Here is a 25,982-nt window from a genome sequence, read left to right as displayed (position 1 = left end):
GCGCGTTAGCGGTTTGCAGCAGGTCTGGTATTGAGGTGTTAAAATGTGCGGGTAACCTGATTTCGATCAAGGCCCATATGGACAGGAGGTGAATACTTTGTTACTTTACCGTCACGTTTTTGAAATTGGTATTACCAATTGACTCCGCGCCATTCGCAGAGAAGAAATCACCCATGGCCTACAGCAAAATCCGCCAACCCAAGTTGTCAGACGTCATCGAGCAGCAGCTCGAACACCTGATCCTCGAGGGAACACTGCGTCCAGGCGAAAAACTGCCACCGGAGCGTGAACTGGCGAAACAATTTGATGTTTCCCGTCCTTCTCTGAGAGAGGCTATCCAGCGCCTGGAAGCCAAAGGGTTGCTCCTGCGCCGTCAGGGCGGTGGCACCTTTGTACAAACTAATCTGTGGCAGAGCTTTAGCGATCCACTGGCTGAACTGCTGGCCGACCATCCTGAATCACAATTCGATCTGTTGGAAACCCGTCATGCCCTCGAAGGCATTGCTGCCTATTACGCGGCGTTGCGCGGTACCGACGAAGATCTGGCACGCATCCGCGATTGCCATATGCTGATTCAGCAGGCCCAGGACAGCGGCGATCTCGACGCCGAAGCCGACGCGGTCATGCAATACCAAATCGCCGTGACCGAAGCTGCCCACAACGTTGTGTTACTGCACCTGCTGCGCTGTATGGGGCCGATGCTGGAACAGAACGTGCGTCAGAACTTTGAATTGCTCTACTCGCGCCGTGAGATGTTGGCAAAAGTGAGCAGCCACCGCGCCGGAATTTTTGAGGCGATTGTGGCACGCGAGCCAGAAAAAGCTCGTGAAGCCTCGCACCGCCATTTGGCGTTTATCGAGGAAATCTTGCTGGATCTCAGTCGGGAGCATACCCGACGCGAGAGATCGCTGCGGCGTCTCCAGCAACGCAAGGATTAAGAGCGGTTCTCTTCAGGGCACACCAGCCTGCGGGGTTTACGTTCGAAGTGCTTAATTAAGCATTTAAGTAAGCGGCAACTAAACTGATGGGCCTGTCTTCGTGTGTTTTGTCTCAGAACACAGGAAGACAGGCTCCAAAACAAACCATTAGACAGATAAGGAATACCACCATGTCAGAACGTTTAAACAATGACGTGGATCCGATCGAAACCCGCGACTGGCTGCAGGCGATCGAATCGGTCATCCGTGAAGAGGGTGTTGAGCGAGCTCAGTTTCTGATTGATCAGGTTCTGGGTGAAGCCCGTAAAGGCGGTGTTAGCGTTGCAGCCGGTGCTGCGGCTCACAACTACGTCAACACCATCGCGGTGGAAGACGAACCTGCTTACCCTGGTAACCTGGATCTTGAGCGTCGTATCCGCAGCGCTATTCGCTGGAATGCGGTAATGACCGTTCTTCGTGCTTCCAAAAAAGATCTGGATCTGGGCGGCCACATGGCTTCCTTCCAATCTTCTGCGACCTTCTATGAAGTCTGCTTCAACCACTTCTTCCGTGCACGCACCGAACAAGATGGCGGCGATCTGGTTTACTTCCAGGGCCACATCTCTCCGGGCGTTTACGCACGTGCCTTCCTTGAAGGCCGCTTGACCGAAGACCAAATGAATAACTTCCGTCAGGAAGTTCACGGTAAAGGCCTGTCGTCTTACCCGCATCCTAAATTGATGCCGGAATTCTGGCAGTTCCCGACCGTTTCCATGGGCCTGGGCCCAATCAGCGCCATCTATCAAGCGAAGTTCCTGAAATATCTGGAACACCGTGGCCTGAAGAACACCTCTGCTCAAACCGTTTACGCCTTCCTGGGCGACGGCGAGATGGATGAGCCGGAATCCAAGGGCGCGATCACCATCGCTACCCGTGAGAAGCTGGACAACCTGGTATTCGTCATCAACTGCAACCTGCAGCGTCTGGACGGCCCGGTCACCGGTAACGGCAAGATCATCAATGAGCTGGAAGGCATCTTCGCTGGCGCAGGCTGGCAGGTACTGAAAGTGATCTGGGGTGGTCGTTGGGATGAACTGCTGCGTAAAGATACCAGCGGCAAGCTGATCCAACTGATGAACGAAACCCTGGACGGCGACTACCAGACCTTCAAATCCAAAGACGGCGCTTACGTACGTGAGCACTTCTTCGGTCGCTTCCCGGAAACTGCTGCGCTGGTCAAAGATATGACCGACGAAGAGATCTGGGCGCTGAACCGTGGCGGTCACGATCCGAAGAAAGTCTTTGCTGCACTGAAAAAAGCGCAGGACACCCAAGGCAAACCAACCGTTATCCTGGCCCATACCATCAAAGGTTACGGCATGGGTGAAACCGCGGAAGGTAAAAACATTGCTCACCAGGTGAAGAAAATGAACATGGAAGGGGTTCACCACTTCCGCGATCGTTTCAACGTGCCGGTTGCCGATGCTGACATCGAAAAACTGCCGTACGTCACCTTCGAGAAAGATTCCGAAGAGTACAAATATCTGCACGAACGTCGTCAGGCGCTGGCAGGCTATGTGCCTACCCGTATGCCGAAGTTCACCGAGAAGCTGGAAATGCCGGCTCTGGCAGACTTCAGCTCCTTGCTGGAAGAGCAGAACAAAGAAATCTCTACCACCATCGCCTTCGTGCGTGCCCTGAACGTGATGCTGAAGAACAAGTCGATCAAAGATCGCCTGGTTCCAATCATCGCCGACGAAGCTCGTACCTTCGGCATGGAAGGTCTGTTCCGTCAGATCGGTATCTACAGCCCGAACGGCCAGCAGTACACTCCGCAGGACCGTGAGCAGGTTGCTTACTACAAAGAAGACGAGAAAGGCCAGATCCTGCAGGAAGGTATCAACGAACTGGGTGCAGCCTCTTCATGGTTGGCCGCAGCGACTTCCTACAGCACCAACGATCTGCCAATGATCCCGTTCTACATCTACTATTCGATGTTCGGTTTCCAGCGTATCGGTGACCTGTGCTGGGCAGCAGGCGACCAACAGGCGCGCGGCTTCCTGGTAGGCGGTACTTCAGGCCGCACCACCCTGAACGGTGAAGGTCTGCAGCACGAAGACGGCCACAGCCACATCCAGTCTCTGACCATTCCTAACTGTATCTCTTACGATCCAGCTTACGCGTACGAAGTGGCAGTGATCATGCACGACGGTCTGGTTCGCATGTACGGTGACGCGCAAGAAAACGTCTACTACTACATCACCACGCTGAACGAAAACTACCACATGCCGGCTATGCCGCAGGGTGCAGAAGAAGGTATCCGTAAAGGTATCTACAAGCTGGACACTCTGGCAGGCAGCAAAGGCAAGGTTCAGTTGCTGGGTTCAGGTTCTATCCTGCGTCATGTTCGTGAAGCGGCGAAGATCCTGGCTGACGATTACGGCGTGGGTTCTGACATCTACAGCGTGACTTCCTTCACTGAACTGGCGCGTGATGGCCAGGATTGTGAGCGTTGGAACATGCTGCACCCAACCGAAACTCCGCGCGTACCTTACATCGCTCAGGTGATGAACGAAGCGCCGGCGGTTGCGTCTACCGACTACATGAAGCTGTTCGCAGAACAGGTTCGTACTTACGTTCCAGCCAGCGACTATCGCGTTCTGGGCACTGACGGCTTCGGTCGTTCAGACAGCCGCGAAAACCTGCGCCACCACTTTGAAGTTGATGCTTCTTACGTTGTGGTTGCTGCACTGGGTGAACTGGCTAAACGCGGTGAAATTGAAGCTTCTGTGGTAGCTGATGCGATTAAGAAATTCGACATCAACCCAGAAAAAGTTAACCCGCGTCTGGCATAAGAGGTACAGAAGAATGTCTATCGAAATTAAAGTACCGGACATCGGTGCAGACGAAGTGGAAATCACCGAAATTCTGGTGAAAGTGGGCGATAAAGTTGAAGCAGAACAATCGCTGATCACCGTTGAAGGTGATAAAGCTTCCATGGAAGTCCCATCCCCGCAGGCGGGTGTGGTTAAAGAAATCAAGGTTGCCGTCGGTGATAAAACCGAGACCGGCAAACTGCTGATGATCTTTGAAGCAGAAGGGGCGGCTCAGGCCGCACCAGCTGCCAAGGCTGAAGAGAAACCGGCCGCAGCACCTGCTGCTGCACCGGCTGCCGCTGCTGCCAAAGACGTTGCGGTACCGGACATCGGTGCTGACGAAGTTGAAGTGACCGAGATCCTGGTGAAAGTGGGCGACAAGGTGGAAGCCGAGCAGTCCCTGATCACCGTTGAAGGCGACAAGGCTTCAATGGAAGTCCCGGCACCGTTCGCAGGTACCGTGAAAGAGATCAAAATCGCCACCGGCGACAAAGTCACCACCGGTTCTATGATCATGGTGTTCGAAGTGGCTGGCGCCGCTTCTGCTGCCGCTCCGGCTGCGGCACAGGCTCCGGCTGCTCCTGCAGCACCGGCGGCTTCTGCGGCCAAAGACGTTGCAGTACCGGACATCGGCGGCGACGAAGTAGAAGTCACTGAAGTGATGGTTAAAGTGGGCGACAAAGTTGCCGCTGAGCAGTCACTGATCACCGTTGAAGGTGACAAGGCTTCTATGGAAGTGCCGGCACCGTTCGCAGGTACCGTGAAAGAAATCAAAATCAGCGCCGGCGATAAAGTAAAAACCGGTTCCCTGATTATGGTGTTCGAAGTAGAAGGCGCTGCGCCTGCTGCCGCTCCAGCCCAGAAGGCAGAAGCTGCACCGGCTCCGGCTGCAAGTTCTGCACCGGCCCAACAGGCTGCACTTGCTGCCAAAGGCGAGTTCGCTGAGAACGACGCTTATGTGCACGCTACCCCGGTCATCCGCCGTCTGGCGCGTGAGTTCGGCGTAAACCTGGCGAAAGTGAAAGGCACCGGTCGTAAAGGCCGCATCCTGCGCGAAGACGTTCAGACTTACGTGAAAGACGCGGTCAAACGTGCAGAAGCGGCTCCGGCTGCTGCTGCCGGTGGCGGTCTGCCAGGCATGCTGCCTTGGCCGAAAGTGGACTTCAGCAAGTTCGGTGAAATCGAAGAAGTGGAACTGGGCCGTATCCAGAAAATCTCTGGTGCCAACCTGAGCCGTAACTGGGTGATGATCCCGCACGTGACTCACTTCGACAAAACCGATATCACCGATCTGGAAGCTTTCCGCAAGCAACAGAACGAAGAAGCTGCCAAGCGTAAGCTGGACGTGAAGTTCACCCCGGTGGTGTTCATCATGAAAGCCGTTGCTGCTGCTCTGGAGCAGATGCCGCGCTTCAACAGCTCTCTGTCCGAAGATGGCCAGAAGCTGACGTTGAAGAAATACATCAACGTGGGTGTAGCGGTTGATACGCCAAACGGTCTGGTGGTTCCGGTGTTCAAGGATGTGAACAAGAAGAGCATCACTGAACTGTCCCGCGAACTGATGGCTATCTCCAAAAAAGCTCGTGACGGCAAGCTGACCGCAGGCGAAATGCAGGGCGGGTGTTTCACCATCTCTAGCCTGGGCGGTATCGGGACGACTCACTTCGCACCGATTGTGAATGCACCGGAAGTGGCCATTCTGGGCGTCTCCAAGTCTGCTATGGAGCCGGTCTGGAACGGTAAAGAGTTCGTGCCGCGTCTGATGATGCCAATGTCGCTCTCCTTCGACCACCGTGTGATTGACGGTGCAGATGGTGCGCGCTTTATTACCATCATCAACAACATGCTGGCAGACATCCGCCGTATGGTGATGTAATGAAAAAAGGGCGCAGCATGCTGCGCCCTTACCACTTCAGTAGCAGTTTTGTCGGTTTTTGCACGACTCGACAAAATTGTTGAGACACGGGTCACTCGAACACGCTTTGCAGATTATTAACAATTCTGTAAACTGCTGGCGGTGTAAGCGTCCCGGTGGATGAAGGGCGTTATGAGATCGATTAGCTATAAAAATGACGTCTGACCCGCCGGACAATCAATTAAGAGGTCATGATGAGTACTGAAATTAAAACTCAGGTCGTGGTACTTGGGGCGGGCCCGGCAGGTTACTCTGCTGCCTTTCGTTGCGCTGACTTAGGTCTTGAAACCGTTCTGGTTGAACGTTATTCCACTCTGGGCGGGGTTTGCCTGAACGTGGGATGTATCCCTTCCAAAGCCCTGTTGCACGTTGCCAAAGTGATCGAAGAAGCCAAAGCGCTGGCCGAACACGGCATCGTTTTCGGCGAGCCGAAAACTGACATCGACAAAGTGCGCGTCTGGAAAGAAAAAGTCATCAATCAGCTGACCGGCGGTCTGGCTGGTATGGCTAAAGGCCGTAAAGTGAAAGTGGTTAACGGCCTGGGCAAGTTCACCGGCGCTAACACCCTGGTTGTTGAAGGCGAAAATGGCCCAACCACCATCAACTTCGACAATGCCATCATTGCCGCAGGTTCCCGTCCGATCCAACTGCCATTCATTCCTCATGAAGATCCACGCGTGTGGGACTCTACCGATGCACTGGAACTGAAAACTGTCCCAGAGCGTCTGCTGGTTATGGGCGGCGGCATCATCGGCCTGGAAATGGGCACCGTATACCATGCGTTGGGTTCACAGATTGACGTGGTCGAAATGTTTGACCAGGTGATCCCGGCTGCTGACAAAGACGTGGTGAAAGTCTTCACCAAACGCATCAGCAAGCAGTTCAACCTGATGCTGGAAACCAAAGTAACCGCGGTAGAAGCCAAAGAAGACGGCATCTATGTCACTATGGAAGGCAAAAAAGCGCCTGCAGAACCACAGCGTTACGACGCGGTGCTGGTGGCTATCGGTCGTGTGCCGAATGGCAAACTGCTGGAAGCGGGTAAAGCCGGTGTTGAAGTTGACGAGCGTGGCTTCATCAACGTCGACAAACAACTGCGCACCAACGTGCCGCACATCTTCGCTATCGGCGACATCGTCGGTCAACCGATGCTGGCGCACAAAGGCGTGCATGAAGGCCACGTTGCCGCAGAAGTTATCGCCGGCATGAAGCACTACTTCGACCCGAAAGTGATCCCATCGATCGCGTACACCGAGCCGGAAGTTGCGTGGGTGGGTCTGACCGAGAAAGAAGCGAAAGAGAAAGGCATCAGCTACGAAACTTCCACCTTCCCGTGGGCAGCTTCTGGCCGTGCTATCGCTTCCGATTGTGCAGACGGCATGACCAAACTGATCTTCGACAAAGAAACTCACCGTATTATCGGTGGCGCGATTGTCGGCACCAACGGCGGCGAGCTGCTGGGTGAGATCGGTCTGGCTATCGAGATGGGTTGCGACGCAGAAGACATCGCGCTGACTATCCATGCTCACCCAACCCTGCACGAATCCGTAGGTTTGGCGGCTGAGATCTACGAAGGCAGCATCACCGACTTGCCTAACCCGAAAGCCAAGAAGAAGTAATTCTGCTGGTTTGAACGGTTGATAAGCGGCTCCTGAAAAGGGGCCGTTTTTTTATGCGTGGAATGCCCGATGACCGACGGCTAAACCGGCAGAACAGACCCATAGAAAGAATATCTACAAAACGAGATTGATAACATTGTTTAGTTGATTTTTTGAACGATGTTGCGCACAATGTTTTGGCTCGGTAGCGCTTGTATCGTTCTTTAACGATGTAAGAAATCCGTAAGGTGCCTGCTAACACCGAACGGAACAACAGAACCGCCTTAACGGCGGTTTTTTTGTGCCTTACGCTCCCAAATTTTACTATTCGCGACCAATAACCATTGTAAGTGAGTGGGTATTGTGTTGTGCTCGTCAGGCTTGATTTTGTTGTAGACGGACCCAACCTGCAGCCGCGGCTAGCCTGTGCCGCAGCCGATTACACTGTACTCAACGATTCAGCAAAGATTTAATGTTGCTTTTATGTGAACGAATTAACAACCAATTCAAATCCTGATATGCTGGCTGAGCGGAACCGGGCACTGTAACTTACAGTCCAGGACATCGACAGCAGTGCCCCGTCAGGATCAATGGCATCAATACCGTGCGCTAAACCCGGTTTGAATAGAGAACGCCAGGCACAATAAATGACAATGAGAGCGAGGAGAATGTCGTGCTAGAAGAATACCGTAAGCACGTAGCCGAGCGTGCTGCAGAGGGCATCGTCCCTAAGCCGTTAGACGCCACCCAAATGGCAGCGCTGGTTGAATCATTAAAGAATCCGCCAAAAGGCGAAGAAGAATTCCTGTTAGACCTGCTGATTAACCGTGTACCCCCAGGCGTCGACGAAGCCGCCTATGTTAAAGCAGGTTTCCTGGCGGCCATCGCCAAAGGCGAAGCAACCTCCCCCCTGATTACCCCTGAGAAAGCCATTGAACTGTTGGGCACCATGCAGGGCGGCTATAACATTCATCCGCTGATTGACGCGCTGGATAACGAAAAGTTGGCTGCAATTGCCGCCAAAGCGCTGTCTCATACGCTGCTGATGTTTGATAACTTCTACGACGTAGAAGAGAAAGCCAAGGCGGGTAACCCACACGCCAAACAGATTATGCAGTCTTGGGCCGATGCCGAGTGGTATCTGTCGCGTCCGCAGTTGGCGGAAAAAATTACCGTTACCGTGTTTAAAGTCACCGGTGAAACCAATACCGATGATCTGTCACCGGCACCGGATGCCTGGTCGCGCCCGGATATCCCGCTGCACGCCCTGGCAATGCTGAAAAACGAACGTGAAGGCATAGTGCCGGATCAGCCGGGCAGCGTTGGCCCGATCAAGCAGATTGAACTGCTGAACAAAAAAGGCTTCCCACTGGCTTATGTCGGTGACGTGGTCGGTACCGGTTCATCCCGTAAGTCCGCCACCAACTCGGTGCTGTGGTTTATGGGCGACGACATCCCGCACGTGCCTAACAAGCGCGGTGGCGGTGTGGTGCTGGGTGGCAAAATTGCGCCTATCTTCTTCAACACCATGGAAGATGCCGGTGCGTTGCCGATTGAAGTGGACGTCAATGACCTGAACATGGGTGATGTGATTGACATTTACCCGTACAAGGGTGAAGTGCGTAACCATGAAACCGGTGAACTGATTGCCAACTTCGAACTGAAGACCGACGTGCTGCTCGACGAAGTGCGCGCCGGTGGCCGTATTCCGCTGATCATCGGTCGTGGCCTGACCACGAAAGCACGTGAATCTTTGGGTCTGCCGCACAGCGATGTGTTCCGCATTGCCAAAGAAGTGGCAGCCAGCAACAAAGGCTTCTCGCTGGCGCAGAAAATGGTTGGCCGCGCCTGTGGCGTTGCCGGCGTGCGTCCGGGGGAATACTGCGAGCCGAAGATGACCTCCGTCGGTTCTCAGGACACCACCGGCCCGATGACCCGTGACGAGCTGAAAGACCTGGCTTGCCTGGGCTTCTCCGCCGATCTGGTGATGCAGTCGTTCTGTCACACTGCCGCGTACCCGAAACCGGTTGATGTGACCACTCACCATACGCTGCCGGACTTTATCATGAACCGTGGTGGCGTATCGCTGCGACCTGGCGACGGCGTTATCCACTCCTGGCTGAACCGCATGCTGCTGCCGGATACCGTGGGTACCGGTGGTGACTCCCACACCCGTTTCCCGATCGGTATTTCCTTCCCGGCGGGTTCAGGCCTGGTCGCCTTTGCTGCCGCCACCGGCGTGATGCCGCTGGATATGCCTGAGTCGGTGCTGGTGCGCTTCAAAGGTAAAATGCAGCCGGGTATCACGCTGCGCGACCTGGTGCATGCCATTCCTTACTACGCCATCCAGCAGGGTCTGCTGACGGTTGAGAAGAAGGGCAAGAAGAACATCTTCTCCGGCCGTATTCTGGAAATCGAAGGTTTGCCGGAGCTGAAGGTTGAGCAGGCGTTCGAACTGACCGACGCCTCCGCCGAGCGTTCCGCTGCCGGTTGTACCATCAAACTGGACAAGGCACCGATCGAAGAGTACCTGAACTCCAACATCGTACTGCTGAAGTGGATGATCTCCGAAGGTTACGGCGACCGCCGTACGCTGGAGCGTCGTATCCAGGGCATGCAGAAATGGCTGGCAGATCCGCAACTGCTGGAAGGCGATGCGGATGCAGAATACGCTGCGGTGATCGAGATCGATCTGGCAGAGATCACTCAGCCAATCCTGTGTGCGCCAAACGATCCGGATGACGCGCGTCTGCTGTCTGACGTAGCCAACAGCAAGATCGATGAAGTGTTCATCGGGTCCTGCATGACCAACATTGGCCACTTCCGTGCTGCCGGCAAGCTGCTGGATCAGCACAAGGGCCAGTTGCCGACCCGTCTGTGGGTAGCACCGCCAACCAAGATGGACGCAGCTCAGTTGACCGAAGAGGGCTACTACAGCGTATTCGGCAAGAGCGGTGCGCGCATCGAGATCCCGGGTTGTTCACTGTGCATGGGTAACCAGGCGCGTGTGGCTGATGGTGCGACGGTAGTTTCCACCTCTACCCGTAACTTCCCGAACCGCTTGGGTACTGGCGCTAACGTCTATCTGGCGTCTGCAGAACTGGCAGCGGTGGCTTCATTGCTGGGCCGCCTGCCAACGCCGGACGAGTACCAGACGTACATGGCGCAGGTTGATAAAACGGCGGCGGATACTTACCGCTATCTGAACTTTGACCAACTGGGTCAGTACACTGAAAAAGCCGACGGCGTGATCTTCCAAACCGCTGTTTAAGTCGCTATATTGCGCAACTGTTTAACGGGAGGCCTTGGCCTCCCGTTTTATTTTTCTCAGTTGCCAACTTTGCGAGCGCTCACTGAGTTAGTCATGAATTAATGTTTACACTAAGAGAAAGGGCTCAGGAGGGCGTGCTATGGATTACGAATTTCTGCGTGACGTGACCGGACAGGTGATCGTCAGATTTTCGATGGGGCATGAGGTTATTGGCCACTGGATCAACGAAGAACTCAAAGGCGATTTTAACCTGCTGGATCGCATTGAAGCCGGTGCGGCGGAAGTGAAAGGCAGCGAGCGTCAATGGCAGTTGGAAGGCCATGAATACACATTGCTGATGGACGGCGAAGAAGTGATGATCCGTGCCAATCTGCTGGAGTTTGAAGGCGAAGAGATGGAGGAGGGGATGAATTATTATGACGAAGAAAGCCTCTCATTCTGCGGCGTCGAAGATTTTCTGCAGGTGCTGAAGGCCTACCGTTCTTTTATGCTGAAATACTGATTGTGCCGGCAGGGGCAGTGAGAGTGCCCCTGTACATTAGGCGCTAAGCGTTAAGCGCGGCCAGAAATGAGCGGCCGTTGTAGGGAGCTTTAGCGTTGAAGAACTCACAAACTGTTGCCCCCACGTCAGAAAGCGTGGTGCGAATACCGAGTGAGCAAGCCGCTTGTCCTGGGCGAAAAATCAACAGGGGAACCTGTTCTCGCGTGTGTTTGCTGTGACCGACGGTTGGATCGTTACCGTGGTCAGCCATGACGACCAGACAATCGCTTCCATCCATCGCGGAGATGAGTTTTGCCAGTGAAGCATCGACCAGCTGCAGGCGTTCGGCGTAACGTTCTGCATCTTGCGCATGACCGGCAAGATCGGTTTCCTGAATATTGGTGCAGATAAACGCCGGCGCCGGGCGCTGCAATTCATCGAGGGTGATATCCAGAATGGTTTGCGAATCAACCAGCTGCTGATAATTACGCCCCTGCGGGTTTTCGACAATATCGGCCACTTTCCCTACCAGGACGGTCAAAATGCCTTGCTGGTATAATTGTTGCGGTACCTGAACGCTGGCATCGACCCCATAGCCCAAGTGGATCACCTGGAAGCCGTTCCGATAAACCCCGGCCTTTGGGCTGTTGATGCCGATAAAGCGGTTATCTTTGACTTCCACCGCCGCCAGGATTTGTTCACTGCTTTCCAGCAAGCCGCCGTAGGCGATAACCCGGCCCACTTCGACACAACTGCGCACCACCCGACCAATTTTTTCAACCTGTTCAAAACTGATGGCCGAGAGATTGCCACAGACATTAAACACCTGGCCTAAATCCGCTTCGAGGTTGTCACCAATGGCGACAGCGTCGTTGACCCAAAGTAAATGCAATTCGCTGTTGTGAGCCTGATAGCGTTCGACCTTAAAACCTTCGGTCTTTAGTGCCTGTTCAACCTTTTCAAGCCGGGTAGAGAAGGGCATGCGCACCGGAGGAAGCGGCAGGGTTCCCATGATCTCCTGATGCCCCATGAAGGTATCACCGCCCTCGTGTTGCAGCAGCGCAACGCCAAAAGCCGCTGTCGGGCTTTCGTGCATGGCGCTGACGCGATGGCCGGGTTCGGCGATATGCAGCGCATTGATCAAACCGAGCTTTTCCAGCATAGGCAGTTGCAGATTGGGCAACCGTTGCAAAATATGGCCGCAAGTATTGGCCCCAATGTCCTGTGGGCGCACTTCGGGAACATCTCCCATCGCGCCCACGCCAAAACTATCAATGACCAAAACCACAAACTTATCCATGATGGCTCCTTGCCAGGTCGTTACCGAGACTATCAAACACCCCCAACAGTTGAGGGTTACCCATTTGAATACCGCTTATCAGCGCCACATCGCTGCGTGTTACAAAAACCTGAGTGCGAAAACACATAATCACCGGGCTGCTGACAGGCCAGCGTCCTGCTAATGGCAGCGTATAATCGATGCTGTCGCTATCTATCGGCAGTACGCGACAGCGCTGCCATTGGCCGTCGAGCACCAGCGCGTTTTGCAGGTGGCCGCGGCGATAGTAACCACCGCCGTAACAGAAACTGATGTTGTCCTGGCCGTGCGAAATTTCAGAAAGATAAAGCATGGCTATTTTTTCCGGTCCGCCGCCGTACTGATTCGCGGGCTGCGTGCCCGTCAGGGCATGGCCGGGTTCGGTATGGGTCACGCCGGCAGCGGCCAGTTTGGGCAGGGTTTCAATGCAGGTTGCCGAAGCGGCATTCATTTGGCGAACTTCAATACCCTGTTGTTCCAGCAGGTTTTTTGCCCTGGCTAATGTGGCGAGATTGGGGGTTGCCTCGGTAGTTTGCCGTTGCTCGTTGAATAGCATGCAGGGGAAGTGAGTGACCCCAATAATTTCAACGCCTGCCATCCTGCTGATTTTATTAATCACGTCCGGCAGTTCTGCCAATAAGAAACCCGCCTCCTGGCCCGGATAGACCACGTCGCCTTTATCCTGAACTTTCAGTAGCAGCGCCTGCCGGTGATTTTGGCGCAGCGCCGCAGTGGAGATCTGCTGTGCTTTTTCAACGCTATAAACGGTAATGACTTCTGGACGCTGGGCAATGGCTTCATCAATCATATTGACGGGCGTTTGCACCAGATGGCCAATGTGGGCTATCGGTAAACCCTGCTGCCAAAGTTGACGCGCCTCTTTAAAATCAACGGCGACAATGCCCTGATAACCCTGCTTCAACAGCAGCTGGCATAGCAGCGGATTGCGGCCAAACTGTTTGCTCATCAGGTACAGCGAAAGGCCCAGTTTCTCAGCGCATTCCTGTAACAGCCGGGCATTCTCCAATACCAGGTCGACGTCGATAACGTAGCAATCCGGCTTGATAGCGCCGTTACGCCAAAAGTGAACAGCGGCATCAATCAGGGCAGGGTTTTGTTTTTCCAGCGCATTTAGAAACATAGGTCCCTCGATGTGTGCTATTAATTCATTTTTTTGAATATTTAAGGCGTAACCAAAACTTCACACTGTGCTGCTGTCTGCCTGAGCGAGATACAGGCCAAAAACGTTAGCCAGTAGGTAGCCGAGTTCAGAATCTGGAATCGCAAATGGGAATAGACTCAGCAGGTCGCTGTTGATTTCCCGGATGTTGGCAAAGACGTTTGATGCTTCTATCTCATCTAATAGCTCCGGATCGATTGCCGCGATGATTTCCCCGCGGCGTGCGCGCGTCATGGCATTGGCCATATGGGTAATCATCATTTCGCCCTGGCTATGGCGGATATTAAGCTGCCAATGCTGCTCGAGCCGTTTAACGACCTCAAGCATACCGATATAGACCTCAGTATCGATGACCTGGGCATCATGTAAAATCTGCAGACGTGCTTCCATTTTGCTGCTCCTGAGTTAGTAACTGGGTTCTCTGGTGCCTTTTTTGACTTCTTGCTGATGTGCCAATAGCTGTTGCAGGTTAACCAGCGTCTTGACCAGATGAGGGATCACCCGGTCATCATTGCGCACCAGCAGGACGGCTTCGGAAGCCTTAATGCTTACCGGGTAATGATTGAGGGGTTCCTTGACCAGATTCAGACTGTCGAGATCTTCGGTTACGTTCCACACCGTTGCATCTATTTCTCCCCGCTCAATCCGCGTCAGCGATTCGTTATAAGGCAGGTTAATGCGTTCAATATCCTGCCCGGCAAATACCACTTCCGTGAGCAAACGCTGATCGGGCGAACGAGAGTCCAGACCAATACGACGGATATTCTGTTTTTCGCCTTTGCGATAAACCAACTGATGCCCGTCAACGTAAGAACCGGCCCCCAACATCATTGCCGCAGTGACTTTGCCATCGCGCAAGTAGCTTTCTGCGGCAAGATGGGAGACGACCGCCATGTCATAAACGCCGTCGATCAGGCATTCAATGCGGACATCTGCACCGCGCATATGGGCGTAATAGAGTGGGTAACCCTCAAACTGGGCCTTAAGCGCGCTGGCCAGTCCTTCATACAGTCGGGTGTAGGGCAATGGCATGGCACACACTATATTGCCGATATCCGCTTGCTCCAGCAGGGCCGGATAATTCATGTTGCTAAGCAGGGTACCATTCCTGCCGCGACGCTCCAGCGTAACGCAAGACGCGGTTTCCAGGGTCTTCAAGGCGTGTTGTACCACGCCGACCGAGAGATTCAGTTCGCTGGACAGCTCATCAATGGTTTTCAGACGGGCACCCGGTGCCAGTCCGAACAGGTAGCGTGCCAGGCTGACTAACGCCAGACCTTCCTTCTTAATAAATGCCTTGCTCATCTTTTTTAATTTTCATTTTTGTGAAGATTTAAATCTTCTATCTTCCCGGCCGATCAGGCAATCGGCAAAAAATGATAATGGGAGAGGGATCACATAACTCAGAGAGGTAGACGAATGAGGCTTATGGTTTGGGCGAAAACAGACAGGCATTTAAGAGTAGGGTGCGGCATGCCGCACCCGTTACTTATCACAGATGCGGAATATTGCGCCCGTAATAGATTTCCTGCATCTCTTTCCACAGCAGATCGGTAATCTCTTTACGTTCGGCGGCACTCAGCGCATCCGGTTTGGCGTTAAACAGGTAGTGCTTCAGATCGAAATCCTTCAGCAACATCTTGGTATGGAAGATGTTCTCCTGATAAACATTCACGTCCATCATGTGGTACAGCGCCTTCATATCATCAGACATAAAGTTCTGGATCGAGTTGATCTCATGATCGATGTAATGCTTCACGCCGTTCACGTCGCGGGTAAAGCCACGCACGCGGTAGTCCATGGTAACGATGTCGGATTCCAACTGGTGGATCAGGTAATTCAGCGCTTTAAGCGGTGAAATCACGCCGCAGGTCGACACTTCGATATCGGCGCGGAAAGTGCACAAACCGCCTTCCGGATGGCTCTCCGGATAGGTATGAACGCAGATGTGGCTCTTGTCCAGGTGGGCAACCACCGTTTTTGACAGCGGGCCTGGGTGTTCCGAGGTATCGACATCGTTCGGATCCACCGGCTCTTCGCTGACCAGAATGGTCACGCTGGCACCCTGAGGTTCATAGTCCTGGCGGGCAATGTTCAGAATATTGGCGCCAATGATCGAGCAGGTTTCGCTCAGGATCTCGGTCAGGCGATTGGCGTTGTATTGCTCGTCAATGTAGGCGATATAGCCAGCGCGGTCATCCGCGGTTTTGGCGTAACAAATATCGTAAATACAAAAACTCAGGCTCTTGGTCAGGTTGTTGAAGCCGTGCAGTTTTAGCTTATGCAATTTGGTTCACCTCCTTTATCTTCTCGCTTAACGTGAAACGTTCAGTGCGTCGAGCAAATACTGCGGCAGAGCAAAGCTGCCCGCGTGAATTGCCGGGTTGTAATAACGACAGTTTAAGCCGCTTTGATGAAAGCGATGTTGCAGCGTGGTCAGATCAAGCTGGCGCAGCGCCGGATCCTGGCTCACCCAGGCGAAGGTCATGATACCGCCGTAATAGGTCGGGATCGCCGCCTGATAGAAGCTGACGTCCTTGAAGTACTGGCTCAGCCTGGTGTGGCTATTGACCGCTTCGTCTTGCTGCAGGAAGCACACGCCGTTCTGCGCAACAAAAATGCCGCCTTCGTTCAGGCAGCGCGCGCAGCCTTCGTAGAATGCTGAGGTGAACAGACTTTCGCCGGGGCCGATGGGATCGGTACAGTCAGAGATAATCACATCGAATTTTTCATCGGTCTGATTAACAAAGTTGACGCCGTCGTCGATCACCAGCTTGAAGCGCGGATCGTCATAAGCACCGGCATTGTGGTTAGGCAGATATTGGCGACAGAACTCGACCACACCGGCGTCGATCTCAACCATGGTGATCTGCTCTACGCCCTGATGACGGCTGACTTCGCGCAGCATGGCGCCGTCGCCACCGCCGATGATCAGCACTTTCTTCGCCTGGCCGTGGGCCAGCAGCGGTACGTGGGTCATCATTTCGTGATAGATGAACTCATCGCGCTCGGTGGTTTGCACCACGCCGTCGAGCGCCATCACGCGCCCCAGAACCGGGTTTTCAAAAATCACCAAATCCTGATGCTCGGTCTTCTCACGATACAGCACGTTCTCTACCGAGAAGTACTGGCCGAAGTTGGCATGCAGCGTTTCATACCAAATTTCTTTCTGGGTCATGTGCGGGGACTCCGTAATAACAGCCATGAAAAATTGGCGCAACATCATAGCTAACTCTGCCTGGTGATGCACGGCTGAATTTCAAACAGAGGTAGCGCAAGGCGGGGGGATTAGTTGGCGTATGCCAGCAGGCTCAGCGAGTCGCGCGCCAGGGATTTGCACTTGTTGGGGGTAGGGATGGCGATCCCGCTGAGATCGCGATAGCTGTCTTCACCCAGCGCCTTCATATTAAAACTATTATAGTTGGTCAGATCCCAACGGTTTTGCTGAGCGAAATAAACGATGGCGCGCTTGATTTGTGCATTGGGCAAATCGTTGTAGCCGCAGTCATTTTTCAAATAAATAAAGACCGCCGTCAGATCGGCCAGATCTTCCGCCTCAGACTCATTCAGCGCCAGACTGGCGTTGGAGAACCCCAGCATGGTGAGCAGCAGCACCAGTAACGTTGTTTTTTTCATCATGAAAATAGACCTGTTTATTGTCCACAGACGTTATCACACTTGCCTGTAAAGGCACCAAATTTTATTACCGGCAGGTAACATAACCAGCAGCAAAGGCTTGACCTTCCGCTAAGGGGAGGGTTTAGGCTGCGAACAGATCAATCTATACCCATACTCTTTCAAGTTGCAGTGCAGCTTGTGCCGCATTAAGTGCCGATCACTGAAAAAGGGAGTCAGCGATGTTACGCCGTGATTTTATCAAATTGACCGCCGCGCTGGCCGCGGCAAGTGCTTTACCCTTGTGGAGCCGGGGCGTGTGGGCAGCCGAGCTGCCGGCGTTGCCGATCCCGCCGCTGTTGATGCCGGACGCACAAGGGAACATTGCGCTGGCGCTGCAAACCGGCGAAATGAACTGGCTGCCGGGCAAGGCGACCCAAACCTGGGGCGTTAATGGGGCGTTATTGGGGCCTGCGGTGCGATTGCAGCGCGGCAAACCGGTGACGGTGGATATTCGCAATGGCTTGCCGGAGGCCAGTACCGTTCACTGGCACGGCCTGGAAATCCCCGGTGACGTTGATGGCGGCCCGCAGGCACTGATTCAGCCAGGTACCACGCGCAGGGTGCAGTTCAAGGTCGAACAGCCCGCAGCCACCTGCTGGTTCCATCCGCATACTCACGGCAAGACTGGCCAGCAAGTGATGATGGGTTTGGCGGGGCTGGTTCTGCTGGAAGACGACGAGAGCAGCAAGTTGCCGCTGCCTAAAACCTGGGGGCAGGATGATATTCCAGTGATCCTGCAGGACAAGCGGTTGGGTAAAGATGCACAGATTGAATACCAACTGGACGTAATGAGTGCCGCAGTAGGCTGGTTCGGTGACCGTATGTTCACCAACGGTGCCCAGTATCCACGGCATGTGTCACCGCGCGGTTGGCTGCGCTTGCGTTTCCTCAACGGTTGTAATGCGCGTTCACTGAATCTGGCAACCAGCGATAATCGGCCGCTCTACGTGATCGCCAGCGACGGCGGCTTTTTGGCCGAGCCGGTCAAGCTGACCGAACTGTCGATGCTGATGGGCGAACGCTTTGAAGTGCTGGTGGATGCCTCCGACGGCAAGCCTTTCGATATTGTTACGCTGCCGGTTAAACAGATGGGCATGACGCTGGCCCCGTTCGACCAGCCGCTGCCGGTATTGCATATTCAGCCTTCGCTGGCGCAGGGTATCAAGAGCATGCCGGACAGCCTGGTCAAATTGCCCGCAATACCGGCGGTAAGCGGGATCCAGGAGCGCTGGTTGCAACTGATGATGAACCCGCAGTTGGATAAGCTGGGTATGCAGGCGTTGATGGACCGCTACGGCCATCAGGCCATGGCCGGCATGAGCATGGACCACGGCAGCATGCCTAAAGACGGTGGTGATATGGCCGGCATGAAAGGCATGGACCATGGCAGTATGAAGGGGATGGACCATGGCAATATGAAAGGGATGGATCATGGTGCCAAGTCGTTCGACTTCAGCCATGCCAATATGATCAACGGCAAGGCCTTCGACATGACCAAGCCGATGTTTGAGGCCAAGCGCGGCAAATACGAAAAATGGACCATTTCGGGTGAGGGCGACATGATGCTGCATCCGTTCCATATTCACGGCACCCAGTTCCGCATCCTGTCGGAAAACGGCAAACCTCCGGCGGCTCACCGCAGCGGCTGGAAAGACACGGTGCGGGTCGAAGGTTGGCGCAGTGAGGTATTGGTGCGCTTTGATCACTCAGCCAATAGCGATCATGCCTATATGGCCCACTGCCACCTGCTGGAACATGAAGATACCGGCATGATGCTGGGCTTTACCGTCACCGACTGATCACCCCCATGGAAAACCGGGCGGCGCACTCGCGTCGCCACGCTTGGTTTGGCCTTGGGAAGTGGCTATACTGCTTAAAATATCAGCTATGGAGGGAAGCATTATGTCGACAAAATTGGACCCTATCGTCTCGGAGTTTGAAACTCAAGAGCAGGCTGACCACTACGACCGTTGGTTTCGGAGCCAGGTTGAAGCTGCAATCAATAGTAGCGCCCCTTTGATCCCTCATGATGAAGTCATGGCCGGTGCCCGCAAGATTATCGAAGAAGCTAAAGCTAAAAGAAAATCAGCCTGATGCTGACCGTCAAATGGACTGACGAGGCAAAAACGGGTTTATATACCCTGATCGCTTTTATCGCGGAACAAAATCCAGTTGCTGCTGAGTCGCTGATGCAGCGTATAGAAGAATCGGTCATTCCAGTAACTGAACATCCGTATTTGTTCCGAACCGGGCGCGTAGCCGGAACTCGGGAAATAGTGGTACACCCAAATTATATAGTGATTTATCGCGTATTAGCGGAGCATATCGAGGTGTTAAGTGTGCTTCATGCCCGTCAGGAATACCCTCGAGCTATACCCTAAACTTAGTTGATACCTGAACCCGCCAGATTCAACGGGCGGCGCACTCGCGTCGCCAGCGGCTTCAGGCTATGCTAAACTCTGCGCCCTTCTTCCGGCAACTGACCTGAAAACTATGAAACACACTGTAGAAGTAATGATTTCCGAGCAGGAAGTTAAGACCCGTATTGCTGAACTTGGCCGCCAGATCACCGAAGATTACCGCGATAGCGGCAGTGATATGGTGCTGGTCGGGCTGCTGCGCGGTTCCTTTATGTTCATGGCCGATCTGTGTCGCACCATTGAAGTGCCGCATGAGGTCGACTTTATGACCGCCTCCAGCTACGGCAGTGGCATGTCCACCACCCGTGACGTGAAAATCCTCAAGGATTTGGATGAAGACATCCGTGGCAAAGACGTGCTGATCGTCGAAGACATCATTGACTCTGGCAATACGCTGAACAAAGTGCGCGAAATTCTGGCGCTGCGCGGGCCGAAATCACTGGCGATTTGCACCCTGCTGGACAAGCCTGAACGTCGTGAAGTCGAAGTGCCGGTGGAGTACGTGGGCTTCCCGATCCCGGACGAGTTCGTGGTGGGTTATGGCATCGATTACGCTCAGCGTTATCGCCATTTGCCGTACGTCGGCAAAGTGGTACTGCTGGACGAGTAATATGCGGTGGGCGCGGTTTGCCGCGCCCCTGACAGGATTAAATACCCTTATCCTGCTGCAGTGTAGCCATCGCCTTGCGATAGCCCATTTCCAGGCTTTCCCGGCTGGTGGCTGCAACTTCCAGATCCCGCAGACGTCCGTCTTGGATCCCGTACACCCAACCGTGAATCATCACTTTCTGCCCGCGTTTCCACGCTGACTGCATGATAGTGGAATGGCCCAGGTTATAGACTTGCTCAATCACGTTGATTTCACAGAGTACGTCGAGGCGCTGTTCTGGCTCCAGCTCACCCAACAGTGAACTGTGCTTGTACCACAGGTCACGAATGTGCAGCAGCCAGTTGTTGATCAGCCCCAGCTCAGGGTTCTCAACCGCGGCCTCTACGCCACCACAGCCCAGGTGACCGCAGATAATAATATGCTCAACTTCCAGAACGTCGACGGCGTACTGCACCACCGACAGGCAGTTTAAATCGGTGTGAATCACCAGGTTGGCCACGTTACGGTGAACAAAGAGTTCACCCGGTTCCAGCCCGGTCAGTCTTTCCGCGGGAACGCGGCTGTCTGAACAACCTATCCATAAAAAGCGAGGCTTCTGCGCCTGGGCCAAACGTTCAAAAAAGTTCGGGTCTTCCTTGCTGATGTTAGCCGACCAGGTATGGTTATTAGCGATAAGCTTTTCGATTTCTTTCATGGAGGTTATAGACCTGTAACGGACAGATTGCGTTGGGGTAATATAGGACAAGCGTCACAGTTTGGAAATCGGAACAGCTACGCTAGAGGGTATTCAGCCACTTTTTATACAGTAAGGCGGGATGGAACCTGAATTTTCCGCACGGATTTGCCTCAGTGAAAACGCTGCTGATGATAACATCACCTTCATTACAAGACGCAGCAGCATACTCATCGTCACAAGGTACTTTTTAACTTATGAATTATGCACTGGAAATAGCGCAGCTCACCAAGACTTACGCCGGTGGCGTCAAGGCATTGCGCGGGATCGACCTGAACGTCGAGGCGGGGGATTTCTACGCCTTGCTGGGGCCTAACGGCGCCGGAAAATCCACTACCATCGGCATTATCAGCTCGCTGGTTAATAAGACGTCCGGCAGCGTACGGGTGTTCGGCTACGACATCGATAAAGACATCGTCAACGCCAAGCGCCAACTTGGGCTGGTGCCGCAGGAGTTCAACTTTAACCCGTTCGAAACCGTGATGCAGATTGTGGTCAATCAGGCCGGCTACTATGGCGTGACCCGCCGTGAGGCACTGGTGCGGGCGGAAAAATACCTGACCCAGCTGGATCTGTGGGGCAAGCGCGACGAACGTGCCCGCATGTTATCTGGCGGGATGAAGCGCCGCCTGATGATCGCTCGCGCATTGATGCATCAGCCAAAATTGCTGATCCTCGACGAACCGACCGCCGGGGTAGATATCGAGCTGCGCCGCTCGATGTGGGGCTTCCTGAAAGAGCTTAATGCCCAGGGCACCACCATCATTCTCACCACCCACTATCTGGAAGAAGCAGAAATGCTGTGCCGCAATATCGGCATTATCCAAAACGGTGAGCTGGTGGAAAACACCTCGATGAAAGGCCTGTTGGCCAAGCTGAAGTCTGAAACCTTCATCCTCGATCTGGCGGCGAAAAGCCCGTTGCCGCAGCTGGACGGTTATCGCCATCGCCTGACGGACACCTCAACGCTGGAAGTGGAAGTGATGCGCGAACAGGGCCTGAATGGCCTGTTTGCCCAGCTCAGTGCGCAGGGCGTTCAGGTACTGAGCATGCGTAACAAGGCCAACCGGCTGGAAGAGCTGTTTGTCACTCTGGTTAACGGTAATGGAGAAAAAGCATGATGCGTTTGTATTGGGTGGCCTTGCAGAGCATCTGGGCTAAAGAGATCAACCGTTTTGCCCGCATCTGGATCCAGACGCTGGTGCCGCCGGTGATCACCATGACGCTGTATTTCATCATCTTCGGCAACCTGATAGGTTCACGCATTGGCGAGATGCACGGTTTTGATTACATGCAGTTTATCGTCCCCGGCCTGATTATGATGGCGGTGATCACCAACTCGTATGCCAACGTGGCGTCATCGTTCTTTAGCGCCAAATTCCAGCGCAATATTGAAGAGCTGCTGGTGGCACCGGTACCGACGCACGTGGTGATTGCCGGTTACGTCGGTGGTGGCGTAGCGCGCGGTATTTGCGTCGGCGTGCTGGTGACCGTGATTTCGCTGTTCTTCGTGCCGTTGCAGGTGCATGCCTGGTGGGTGATTGTCGCCACGCTGCTGCTGACGGCGATTTTGTTCTCGCTGGCGGGGCTGATCAACGCGGTGTTTGCCACCACCTTTGACGACATCAGCCTGATCCCGACCTTCGTGCTGACGCCGCTGACCTATCTGGGCGGGGTGTTTTACTCGCTGACGCTGCTACCGCCGTTCTGGCAGGCGGTGTCCAAACTGAACCCGATTGTCTACATGATCAGCGGATTCCGCTATGGCTTCCTGGGCATCAGCGACGTGCCGTTGACGCTGACCATGACGGTGCTGGTGGCGTTCATTGCGGTGTTCTACCTGCTGTCCTGGTACCTGATTGAGCGCGGTCGCGGTCTGCGTACCTGATTAACCAGCGTCCCCGGACATTGCGTACGGGGACGCTTTACCTGACCTGAAGCAAGTAGCCTGTAAATCAATAGAATTGCTCAAATAACCCCTTTCTCCCCGCCATTCAAATCGTGCTATGCTGGCGCTCCACATTTTCTCCATTTTGTTATATACCCTATGAATTTCAAGTTGCGGCTGGAAAAGCGACGGGTATACGCACTCGTAAGCAGAACATAACCATGCGGTCTACACACAAGATAGCGGCTGGGTTACTCGGCATTCTGTTGTCCCTTGTCGCCCCGGCAAGCCTGGCCAATTTGTTGTCGGAAGACAGTGCCGTTAAATCCGAATATATGGAAGCGCAACGCGACAGTGAGGTTTATTCGCTGATTGGCGAGCATGTCATTCCTGTCGGTGAAGTGAAGCAGGGGCAACTGATCCAGGTGTTCCCGGCGGATGCGGAATATTACGAGTTCAAATTCGGCCACGGCACGGGTTTTATCGATAAAGACGATGTGCGAGAGCTTAAAAAATCACGCAAGGTGAAAGACGATCTGGGGGAGTTGAATAAACCGCTGACTAACCAGAACCTGATCACGCAGAAGGCGATCAACGTCTATACCGATGCGGATAACACCAGCGATGTGTTTGGTGTACTGGAACAGAACCTGCGCTACCCGATTATCGGCAAGCTGAAAGATCGGCTCAACAACACCTGGTATGAGGTCAATATTGGCGATCGCCTGGGTTATGTCAGTGAGCTGGACTGTGAGATTGACACCGGTATACCGATACTGACCTATCATCATCTGCTGAAAAACGAAGAGAACAAGCGCTTCCGCCATACCTCGACGACCACCTCTGACGTGGCGTTCAGTAACCAGATGACCTATTTGAAGCAGGCGGGCTACGACACTATTTCCCTGTATCAGTTGGAAGCCTACCTGAAAAACCAGATCAATCTGCCGGGCAGGGCGGTGGTGCTGACATTTGATGACGGGCTGAAATCGGTCTATCGCTACGCTTACCCGGTCTTGAAGAATTACGGCTTCCGTGCCACGGCGTTTATTATTTCTTCACGCATCAAGCGTCACCCGCAGAAGTGGAACCCAGATTCGCTGCAGTTTATGAGCATTTCCGAGCTGAAGCAGATTCAGGACGTGTTCGACGTGCAGTCACATACCCATTTCCTGCATCGTACCGACGGTAATCGTCAACCGATCCTGCTCAGTCGTTCACTGCACAATATTGAATTCGATTTTGAGCGCTCACGCCGCGCGCTGTCGCAGTTTAATCCGCATGTGCTGTATGTCTCCTACCCATTTGGCGGCTACAATCAGCGGGCGATACAGGCTGCGAAAGACGCCGGTTTTCATATGGCGGTGACCACGGTGCAGGGCAAAGTGAAACCGGGGGATAACCCCTATACGCTGAAACGGCTGTATATCTTGCGCACCGACTCGATTCAGACCATGGCGGACAGAATAGCCAATAAGCCAGGAACGCTGGTGGTGCAATAATCAGGAAGGAACGGGCGCCGACAGCGCCCGTTTTTACTTTTATGCGACCTGAACCGGCACGGCTTTTGCCTTGCGCTGCAGGTGGTTGTCACCCTCGAAGTAGCCAACTTTCGGGCGGTGTTGGCGGGCATCGGCATCGCTCATCTGTACGTAGGAGCAGATGATCAGTTTGTCGCCCACGCAGGCGCAGCGTGCTGCCGCACCATTGACCGAAATAATGCGCGAACCGCGTTCGGCGGCGATGGCATAGGTTGAGAAACGCTGACCGTTATCAACGTTATAAATATCGATAGCTTCATATTCCAGAATGCCTGCGGCCTCCAGAAAGTCCTGATCAATCGCGCAGGAGCCTTCATAGTGCAAGTCGGCCTGAGTCACTTTCACCCGATGCAGCTTGCCTTGCAGCATAGTACGTATCATAACTTTACCTAACTAAGTATCAGCCTTCACAGGCGATTGAGGTGGCGTTTATACCCTTCGTCTTTCAAGCTGCAGCGTTGTTGGCTGCTTTACAAGACCCATCCGTGGGTCTTGCCCCTTAGGGGCCGCTGCAAGCAGCGTTCAAATCTGTTCCCGACAGATTTGTCGCTCACCCCAGTCACTTACTTGAGTAAGCTCCTGGGGATTCCCGTACTTGCCGCCTAGCTGCAACTCGAAATCCATTAGGGTAGATTTTTTATTACTTTCCCGGTAACAGCGGTACCAAATATGCAAAAACCTACAGCGTCAGGTCAACCTGTTGATTGTCGATCAGCCGCGCTTTACCCAGCCAGGCGGCCATTAACACCACGGCACGTTGGCTTTCAACACCCAGCGGTTGCAGGCTGTCGGCGTCGCGGATAAATAGCTCATCCGGGGTGAACCCGGCGTTGCGCAGGTGCTCTGCGGTTTGTTCCAGCAGCTCGTCGACGTGGCGTTCACCGTTGCTGAGCTGTTCGGCCAGCGCATTCATGATTTTGCTGAGCTGTGGGGCGATTTTCCGCTCTTCGGCAGTCAGGTAACCGTTACGTGAGCTGAGCGCCAGACCATCTTTGGCCCGTACTGTCGATACGCCAACAATGTTGATGTCGTAGCCCATATCCGCCACCATCTTGCGGATCAGCGCCAGTTGCTGATAGTCCTTCTCGCCAAAACAGGCCAGATCCGGCTGCACCAGATTGAACAACTTGCTGACAATAGTGGCGACGCCGCGGTAGTGGCCCGGACGGCTGGCACCCTCCAGCATGGTGGAAATCCCCGGTACGTCGACATAGGTTTGCTGTTCCAGCCCCTGCGGATAGACATCGGCCGGCGCCGGGGCGAACACCAGTTCGACGCCGCGGCGGGTTAGTTTCTCGCTGTCTTCCTGCAGGGTGCGTGGGTAACTGGCCAGATCTTCAGGGCGTTCGAATTGCATCGGATTGACGAAAATACTGACTACCACGATATCGGCACGCTCGCGGGCTTCATCGATAAGCCGCATATGACCTTCGTGCAGGTTGCCCATGGTCGGCACCAGCGCGATGCGTTTCCCATCCTGACGCCAGCGGCGGATCTGCTGACGCAACAGCGGCAGGGTTTCGATAATTACCATTCCATAACTCCTAACGCGGACA

General features: G+C 54.1%; 23 protein-coding genes. 13 read left to right on the top strand and 10 right to left on the bottom strand.

Going from position 1 to position 25,982, the window contains the following annotated elements; translation table 11 throughout:
- Nucleotides 1-173: 173 nt before the first annotated feature.
- From pdhR to yacL, 6 genes are all read left to right on the top strand, one after another.
- Nucleotides 174-938: a pyruvate dehydrogenase complex transcriptional repressor PdhR gene (gene pdhR / locus SERS4_RS0121225; protein WP_012146714.1), complete on the top strand. Its 765-nt coding sequence runs from the start codon at nt 174-176 to the stop codon at nt 936-938.
- A 170-nt stretch (nt 939-1,108) separates the two neighbouring features.
- A complete protein-coding gene (gene aceE, locus SERS4_RS0121220) occupies nt 1,109-3,772 on the top strand; it encodes a pyruvate dehydrogenase (acetyl-transferring), homodimeric type (RefSeq protein ID WP_012146713.1) in 2,664 nt (887 codons plus the stop codon).
- A gap of 13 nt (nt 3,773-3,785) precedes the next feature.
- Entirely contained in the window at nt 3,786-5,669 is a 1,884-nt protein-coding gene (gene aceF, locus SERS4_RS0121215; RefSeq protein WP_017893949.1) for a pyruvate dehydrogenase complex dihydrolipoyllysine-residue acetyltransferase, read from the top strand.
- A gap of 233 nt (nt 5,670-5,902) precedes the next feature.
- Nucleotides 5,903-7,327, top strand: coding sequence for a dihydrolipoyl dehydrogenase (gene lpdA / locus SERS4_RS0121210; RefSeq protein ID WP_012146711.1), 1,425 nt, complete (start codon nt 5,903-5,905; stop codon nt 7,325-7,327).
- A 652-nt stretch (nt 7,328-7,979) separates the two neighbouring features.
- Nucleotides 7,980-10,577, top strand: a complete 2,598-nt coding sequence (gene acnB, locus SERS4_RS0121205; RefSeq protein ID WP_017893948.1) for a bifunctional aconitate hydratase 2/2-methylisocitrate dehydratase — start codon at nt 7,980-7,982, stop codon at nt 10,575-10,577.
- A 139-nt stretch (nt 10,578-10,716) separates the two neighbouring features.
- A complete protein-coding gene (yacL, locus tag SERS4_RS0121200) occupies nt 10,717-11,079 on the top strand; it encodes a protein YacL (protein ID WP_012146709.1) in 363 nt (120 codons plus the stop codon).
- 43 nt (nt 11,080-11,122) lie between these two features.
- Here the strand turns inward: yacL and SERS4_RS0121195 are convergent, their stop codons facing one another.
- The 7 genes from SERS4_RS0121195 to SERS4_RS0121165 all read right to left on the bottom strand — a co-directional run bounded on the left by SERS4_RS0121195 (nt 11,123) and on the right by SERS4_RS0121165 (nt 17,192).
- Nucleotides 11,123-12,358 carry a phosphopentomutase gene (locus SERS4_RS0121195; protein ID WP_017893947.1) on the bottom strand — a complete coding sequence of 412 codons (1,236 nt, stop codon included), beginning with the start codon at nt 12,356-12,358 and terminating at the stop codon, nt 11,123-11,125.
- Nucleotides 12,351-13,517 (bottom strand): YhfX family PLP-dependent enzyme, encoded by a 1,167-nt coding sequence (locus SERS4_RS0121190; RefSeq protein ID WP_017893946.1) that lies wholly within the window; start codon nt 13,515-13,517, stop codon nt 12,351-12,353. Before SERS4_RS0121190 ends, SERS4_RS0121195 begins: the two co-directional genes overlap by 8 nt.
- A gap of 60 nt (nt 13,518-13,577) precedes the next feature.
- On the bottom strand, nt 13,578-13,946 hold the full coding sequence (locus SERS4_RS0121185; RefSeq protein ID WP_017893945.1) for a PRD domain-containing protein: 369 nt from the start codon (nt 13,944-13,946) through the stop codon (nt 13,578-13,580).
- Nucleotides 13,947-13,961: 15 nt separating this feature from the next.
- Nucleotides 13,962-14,861 (bottom strand): GntR family transcriptional regulator YhfZ, encoded by a 900-nt coding sequence (gene yhfZ / locus SERS4_RS0121180; protein ID WP_017893944.1) that lies wholly within the window; start codon nt 14,859-14,861, stop codon nt 13,962-13,964.
- A 187-nt stretch (nt 14,862-15,048) separates the two neighbouring features.
- Nucleotides 15,049-15,843, bottom strand: a complete 795-nt coding sequence (gene speD / locus SERS4_RS0121175; protein WP_012146704.1) for an adenosylmethionine decarboxylase — start codon at nt 15,841-15,843, stop codon at nt 15,049-15,051.
- A 27-nt stretch (nt 15,844-15,870) separates the two neighbouring features.
- A complete protein-coding gene (gene speE, locus SERS4_RS0121170; RefSeq protein ID WP_026142522.1) occupies nt 15,871-16,734 on the bottom strand; it encodes a polyamine aminopropyltransferase in 864 nt (287 codons plus the stop codon).
- A gap of 110 nt (nt 16,735-16,844) precedes the next feature.
- Nucleotides 16,845-17,192, bottom strand: coding sequence for a YacC family pilotin-like protein (locus tag SERS4_RS0121165; protein WP_037410781.1), 348 nt, complete (start codon nt 17,190-17,192; stop codon nt 16,845-16,847).
- Between the two features lie 221 nt (nt 17,193-17,413).
- Between SERS4_RS0121165 and cueO the strand changes: the two genes are divergently transcribed.
- The 4 genes from cueO to hpt all read left to right on the top strand — a co-directional run bounded on the left by cueO (nt 17,414) and on the right by hpt (nt 20,264).
- Nucleotides 17,414-19,033, top strand: coding sequence for a multicopper oxidase CueO (cueO, locus tag SERS4_RS0121160; RefSeq protein WP_017893942.1), 1,620 nt, complete (start codon nt 17,414-17,416; stop codon nt 19,031-19,033).
- A 103-nt stretch (nt 19,034-19,136) separates the two neighbouring features.
- Nucleotides 19,137-19,328, top strand: coding sequence for a hypothetical protein (locus tag SERS4_RS0121155; RefSeq protein ID WP_017893941.1), 192 nt, complete (start codon nt 19,137-19,139; stop codon nt 19,326-19,328).
- Entirely contained in the window at nt 19,328-19,615 is a 288-nt protein-coding gene (locus tag SERS4_RS0121150; RefSeq protein WP_017893940.1) for a type II toxin-antitoxin system RelE/ParE family toxin, read from the top strand. Before SERS4_RS0121155 ends, SERS4_RS0121150 begins: the two co-directional genes overlap by 1 nt.
- A gap of 112 nt (nt 19,616-19,727) precedes the next feature.
- A complete protein-coding gene (hpt, locus tag SERS4_RS0121145) occupies nt 19,728-20,264 on the top strand; it encodes a hypoxanthine phosphoribosyltransferase (RefSeq protein WP_012146700.1) in 537 nt (178 codons plus the stop codon).
- Nucleotides 20,265-20,301: 37 nt separating this feature from the next.
- Here the strand turns inward: hpt and can are convergent, their stop codons facing one another.
- Nucleotides 20,302-20,958, bottom strand: coding sequence for a carbonate dehydratase (can, locus tag SERS4_RS0121140; protein WP_012146699.1), 657 nt, complete (start codon nt 20,956-20,958; stop codon nt 20,302-20,304).
- 236 nt (nt 20,959-21,194) lie between these two features.
- On the opposite strand from can, the gene SERS4_RS0121135 reads away from it, so the two are divergent.
- The 3 genes from SERS4_RS0121135 to SERS4_RS0121125 all read left to right on the top strand — a co-directional run bounded on the left by SERS4_RS0121135 (nt 21,195) and on the right by SERS4_RS0121125 (nt 24,387).
- Nucleotides 21,195-22,118 (top strand): ABC transporter ATP-binding protein, encoded by a 924-nt coding sequence (locus SERS4_RS0121135; RefSeq protein ID WP_017893938.1) that lies wholly within the window; start codon nt 21,195-21,197, stop codon nt 22,116-22,118.
- Nucleotides 22,115-22,885 (top strand): ABC transporter permease, encoded by a 771-nt coding sequence (locus SERS4_RS0121130; RefSeq protein ID WP_012146697.1) that lies wholly within the window; start codon nt 22,115-22,117, stop codon nt 22,883-22,885. The genes SERS4_RS0121135 and SERS4_RS0121130 overlap by 4 nt, the downstream gene beginning before the upstream one ends.
- Nucleotides 22,886-23,106: 221 nt before the next feature.
- The gene (locus tag SERS4_RS0121125) at nt 23,107-24,387 is read left to right on the top strand and encodes a polysaccharide deacetylase family protein (protein ID WP_017893937.1); all 1,281 of its coding nucleotides are present in this window, start codon (nt 23,107-23,109) and stop codon (nt 24,385-24,387) included.
- A gap of 39 nt (nt 24,388-24,426) precedes the next feature.
- Here SERS4_RS0121125 and panD read toward each other — a convergent pair whose 3' ends face one another.
- Both panD and panC read right to left on the bottom strand, forming a co-directional pair.
- Entirely contained in the window at nt 24,427-24,807 is a 381-nt protein-coding gene (gene panD / locus SERS4_RS0121120; protein WP_012146695.1) for an aspartate 1-decarboxylase, read from the bottom strand.
- Nucleotides 24,808-25,105: 298 nt separating this feature from the next.
- Nucleotides 25,106-25,960, bottom strand: a complete 855-nt coding sequence (gene panC / locus SERS4_RS0121115; RefSeq protein ID WP_017893935.1) for a pantoate--beta-alanine ligase — start codon at nt 25,958-25,960, stop codon at nt 25,106-25,108.
- Between the last annotated feature and the right edge of the window lie 22 nt (nt 25,961-25,982).

The organism is Serratia sp. S4 (assembly GCF_000347995.1).
GTDB lineage: Bacteria > Pseudomonadota > Gammaproteobacteria > Enterobacterales > Enterobacteriaceae > Serratia > Serratia quinivorans.
This window is presented reverse-complemented; position numbering and strand designations above follow the sequence as displayed.

Coding starts and splice junctions, on each gene's coding strand:
- SERS4_RS0121185 (WP_017893945.1), bottom strand. CDS start 13,946: ATGGAAGCACGTCTGCAGATTTTACATGATGCCCAGGTCATCGATACT.
- SERS4_RS0121165 (WP_037410781.1), bottom strand. CDS start 17,192: ATGAAAAAAACAACGTTACTGGTGCTGCTGCTCACCATGCTGGGGTTC.
- aceF (WP_017893949.1), top strand. CDS start 3,786: ATGTCTATCGAAATTAAAGTACCGGACATCGGTGCAGACGAAGTGGAA.
- SERS4_RS0121195 (WP_017893947.1), bottom strand. CDS start 12,358: ATGGATAAGTTTGTGGTTTTGGTCATTGATAGTTTTGGCGTGGGCGCG.
- SERS4_RS0121190 (WP_017893946.1), bottom strand. CDS start 13,517: ATGTTTCTAAATGCGCTGGAAAAACAAAACCCTGCCCTGATTGATGCC.
- cueO (WP_017893942.1), top strand. CDS start 17,414: ATGTTACGCCGTGATTTTATCAAATTGACCGCCGCGCTGGCCGCGGCA.
- panD (WP_012146695.1), bottom strand. CDS start 24,807: ATGATACGTACTATGCTGCAAGGCAAGCTGCATCGGGTGAAAGTGACT.
- SERS4_RS0121135 (WP_017893938.1), top strand. CDS start 21,195: ATGAATTATGCACTGGAAATAGCGCAGCTCACCAAGACTTACGCCGGT.
- SERS4_RS0121155 (WP_017893941.1), top strand. CDS start 19,137: ATGTCGACAAAATTGGACCCTATCGTCTCGGAGTTTGAAACTCAAGAG.
- SERS4_RS0121130 (WP_012146697.1), top strand. CDS start 22,115: ATGATGCGTTTGTATTGGGTGGCCTTGCAGAGCATCTGGGCTAAAGAG.
- aceE (WP_012146713.1), top strand. CDS start 1,109: ATGTCAGAACGTTTAAACAATGACGTGGATCCGATCGAAACCCGCGAC.
- can (WP_012146699.1), bottom strand. CDS start 20,958: ATGAAAGAAATCGAAAAGCTTATCGCTAATAACCATACCTGGTCGGCT.
- SERS4_RS0121125 (WP_017893937.1), top strand. CDS start 23,107: ATGCGGTCTACACACAAGATAGCGGCTGGGTTACTCGGCATTCTGTTG.
- pdhR (WP_012146714.1), top strand. CDS start 174: ATGGCCTACAGCAAAATCCGCCAACCCAAGTTGTCAGACGTCATCGAG.
- lpdA (WP_012146711.1), top strand. CDS start 5,903: ATGAGTACTGAAATTAAAACTCAGGTCGTGGTACTTGGGGCGGGCCCG.
- yhfZ (WP_017893944.1), bottom strand. CDS start 14,861: ATGAGCAAGGCATTTATTAAGAAGGAAGGTCTGGCGTTAGTCAGCCTG.
- SERS4_RS0121150 (WP_017893940.1), top strand. CDS start 19,328: ATGCTGACCGTCAAATGGACTGACGAGGCAAAAACGGGTTTATATACC.
- speE (WP_026142522.1), bottom strand. CDS start 16,734: ATGACCCAGAAAGAAATTTGGTATGAAACGCTGCATGCCAACTTCGGC.
- panC (WP_017893935.1), bottom strand. CDS start 25,960: ATGGTAATTATCGAAACCCTGCCGCTGTTGCGTCAGCAGATCCGCCGC.
- hpt (WP_012146700.1), top strand. CDS start 19,728: ATGAAACACACTGTAGAAGTAATGATTTCCGAGCAGGAAGTTAAGACC.
- yacL (WP_012146709.1), top strand. CDS start 10,717: ATGGATTACGAATTTCTGCGTGACGTGACCGGACAGGTGATCGTCAGA.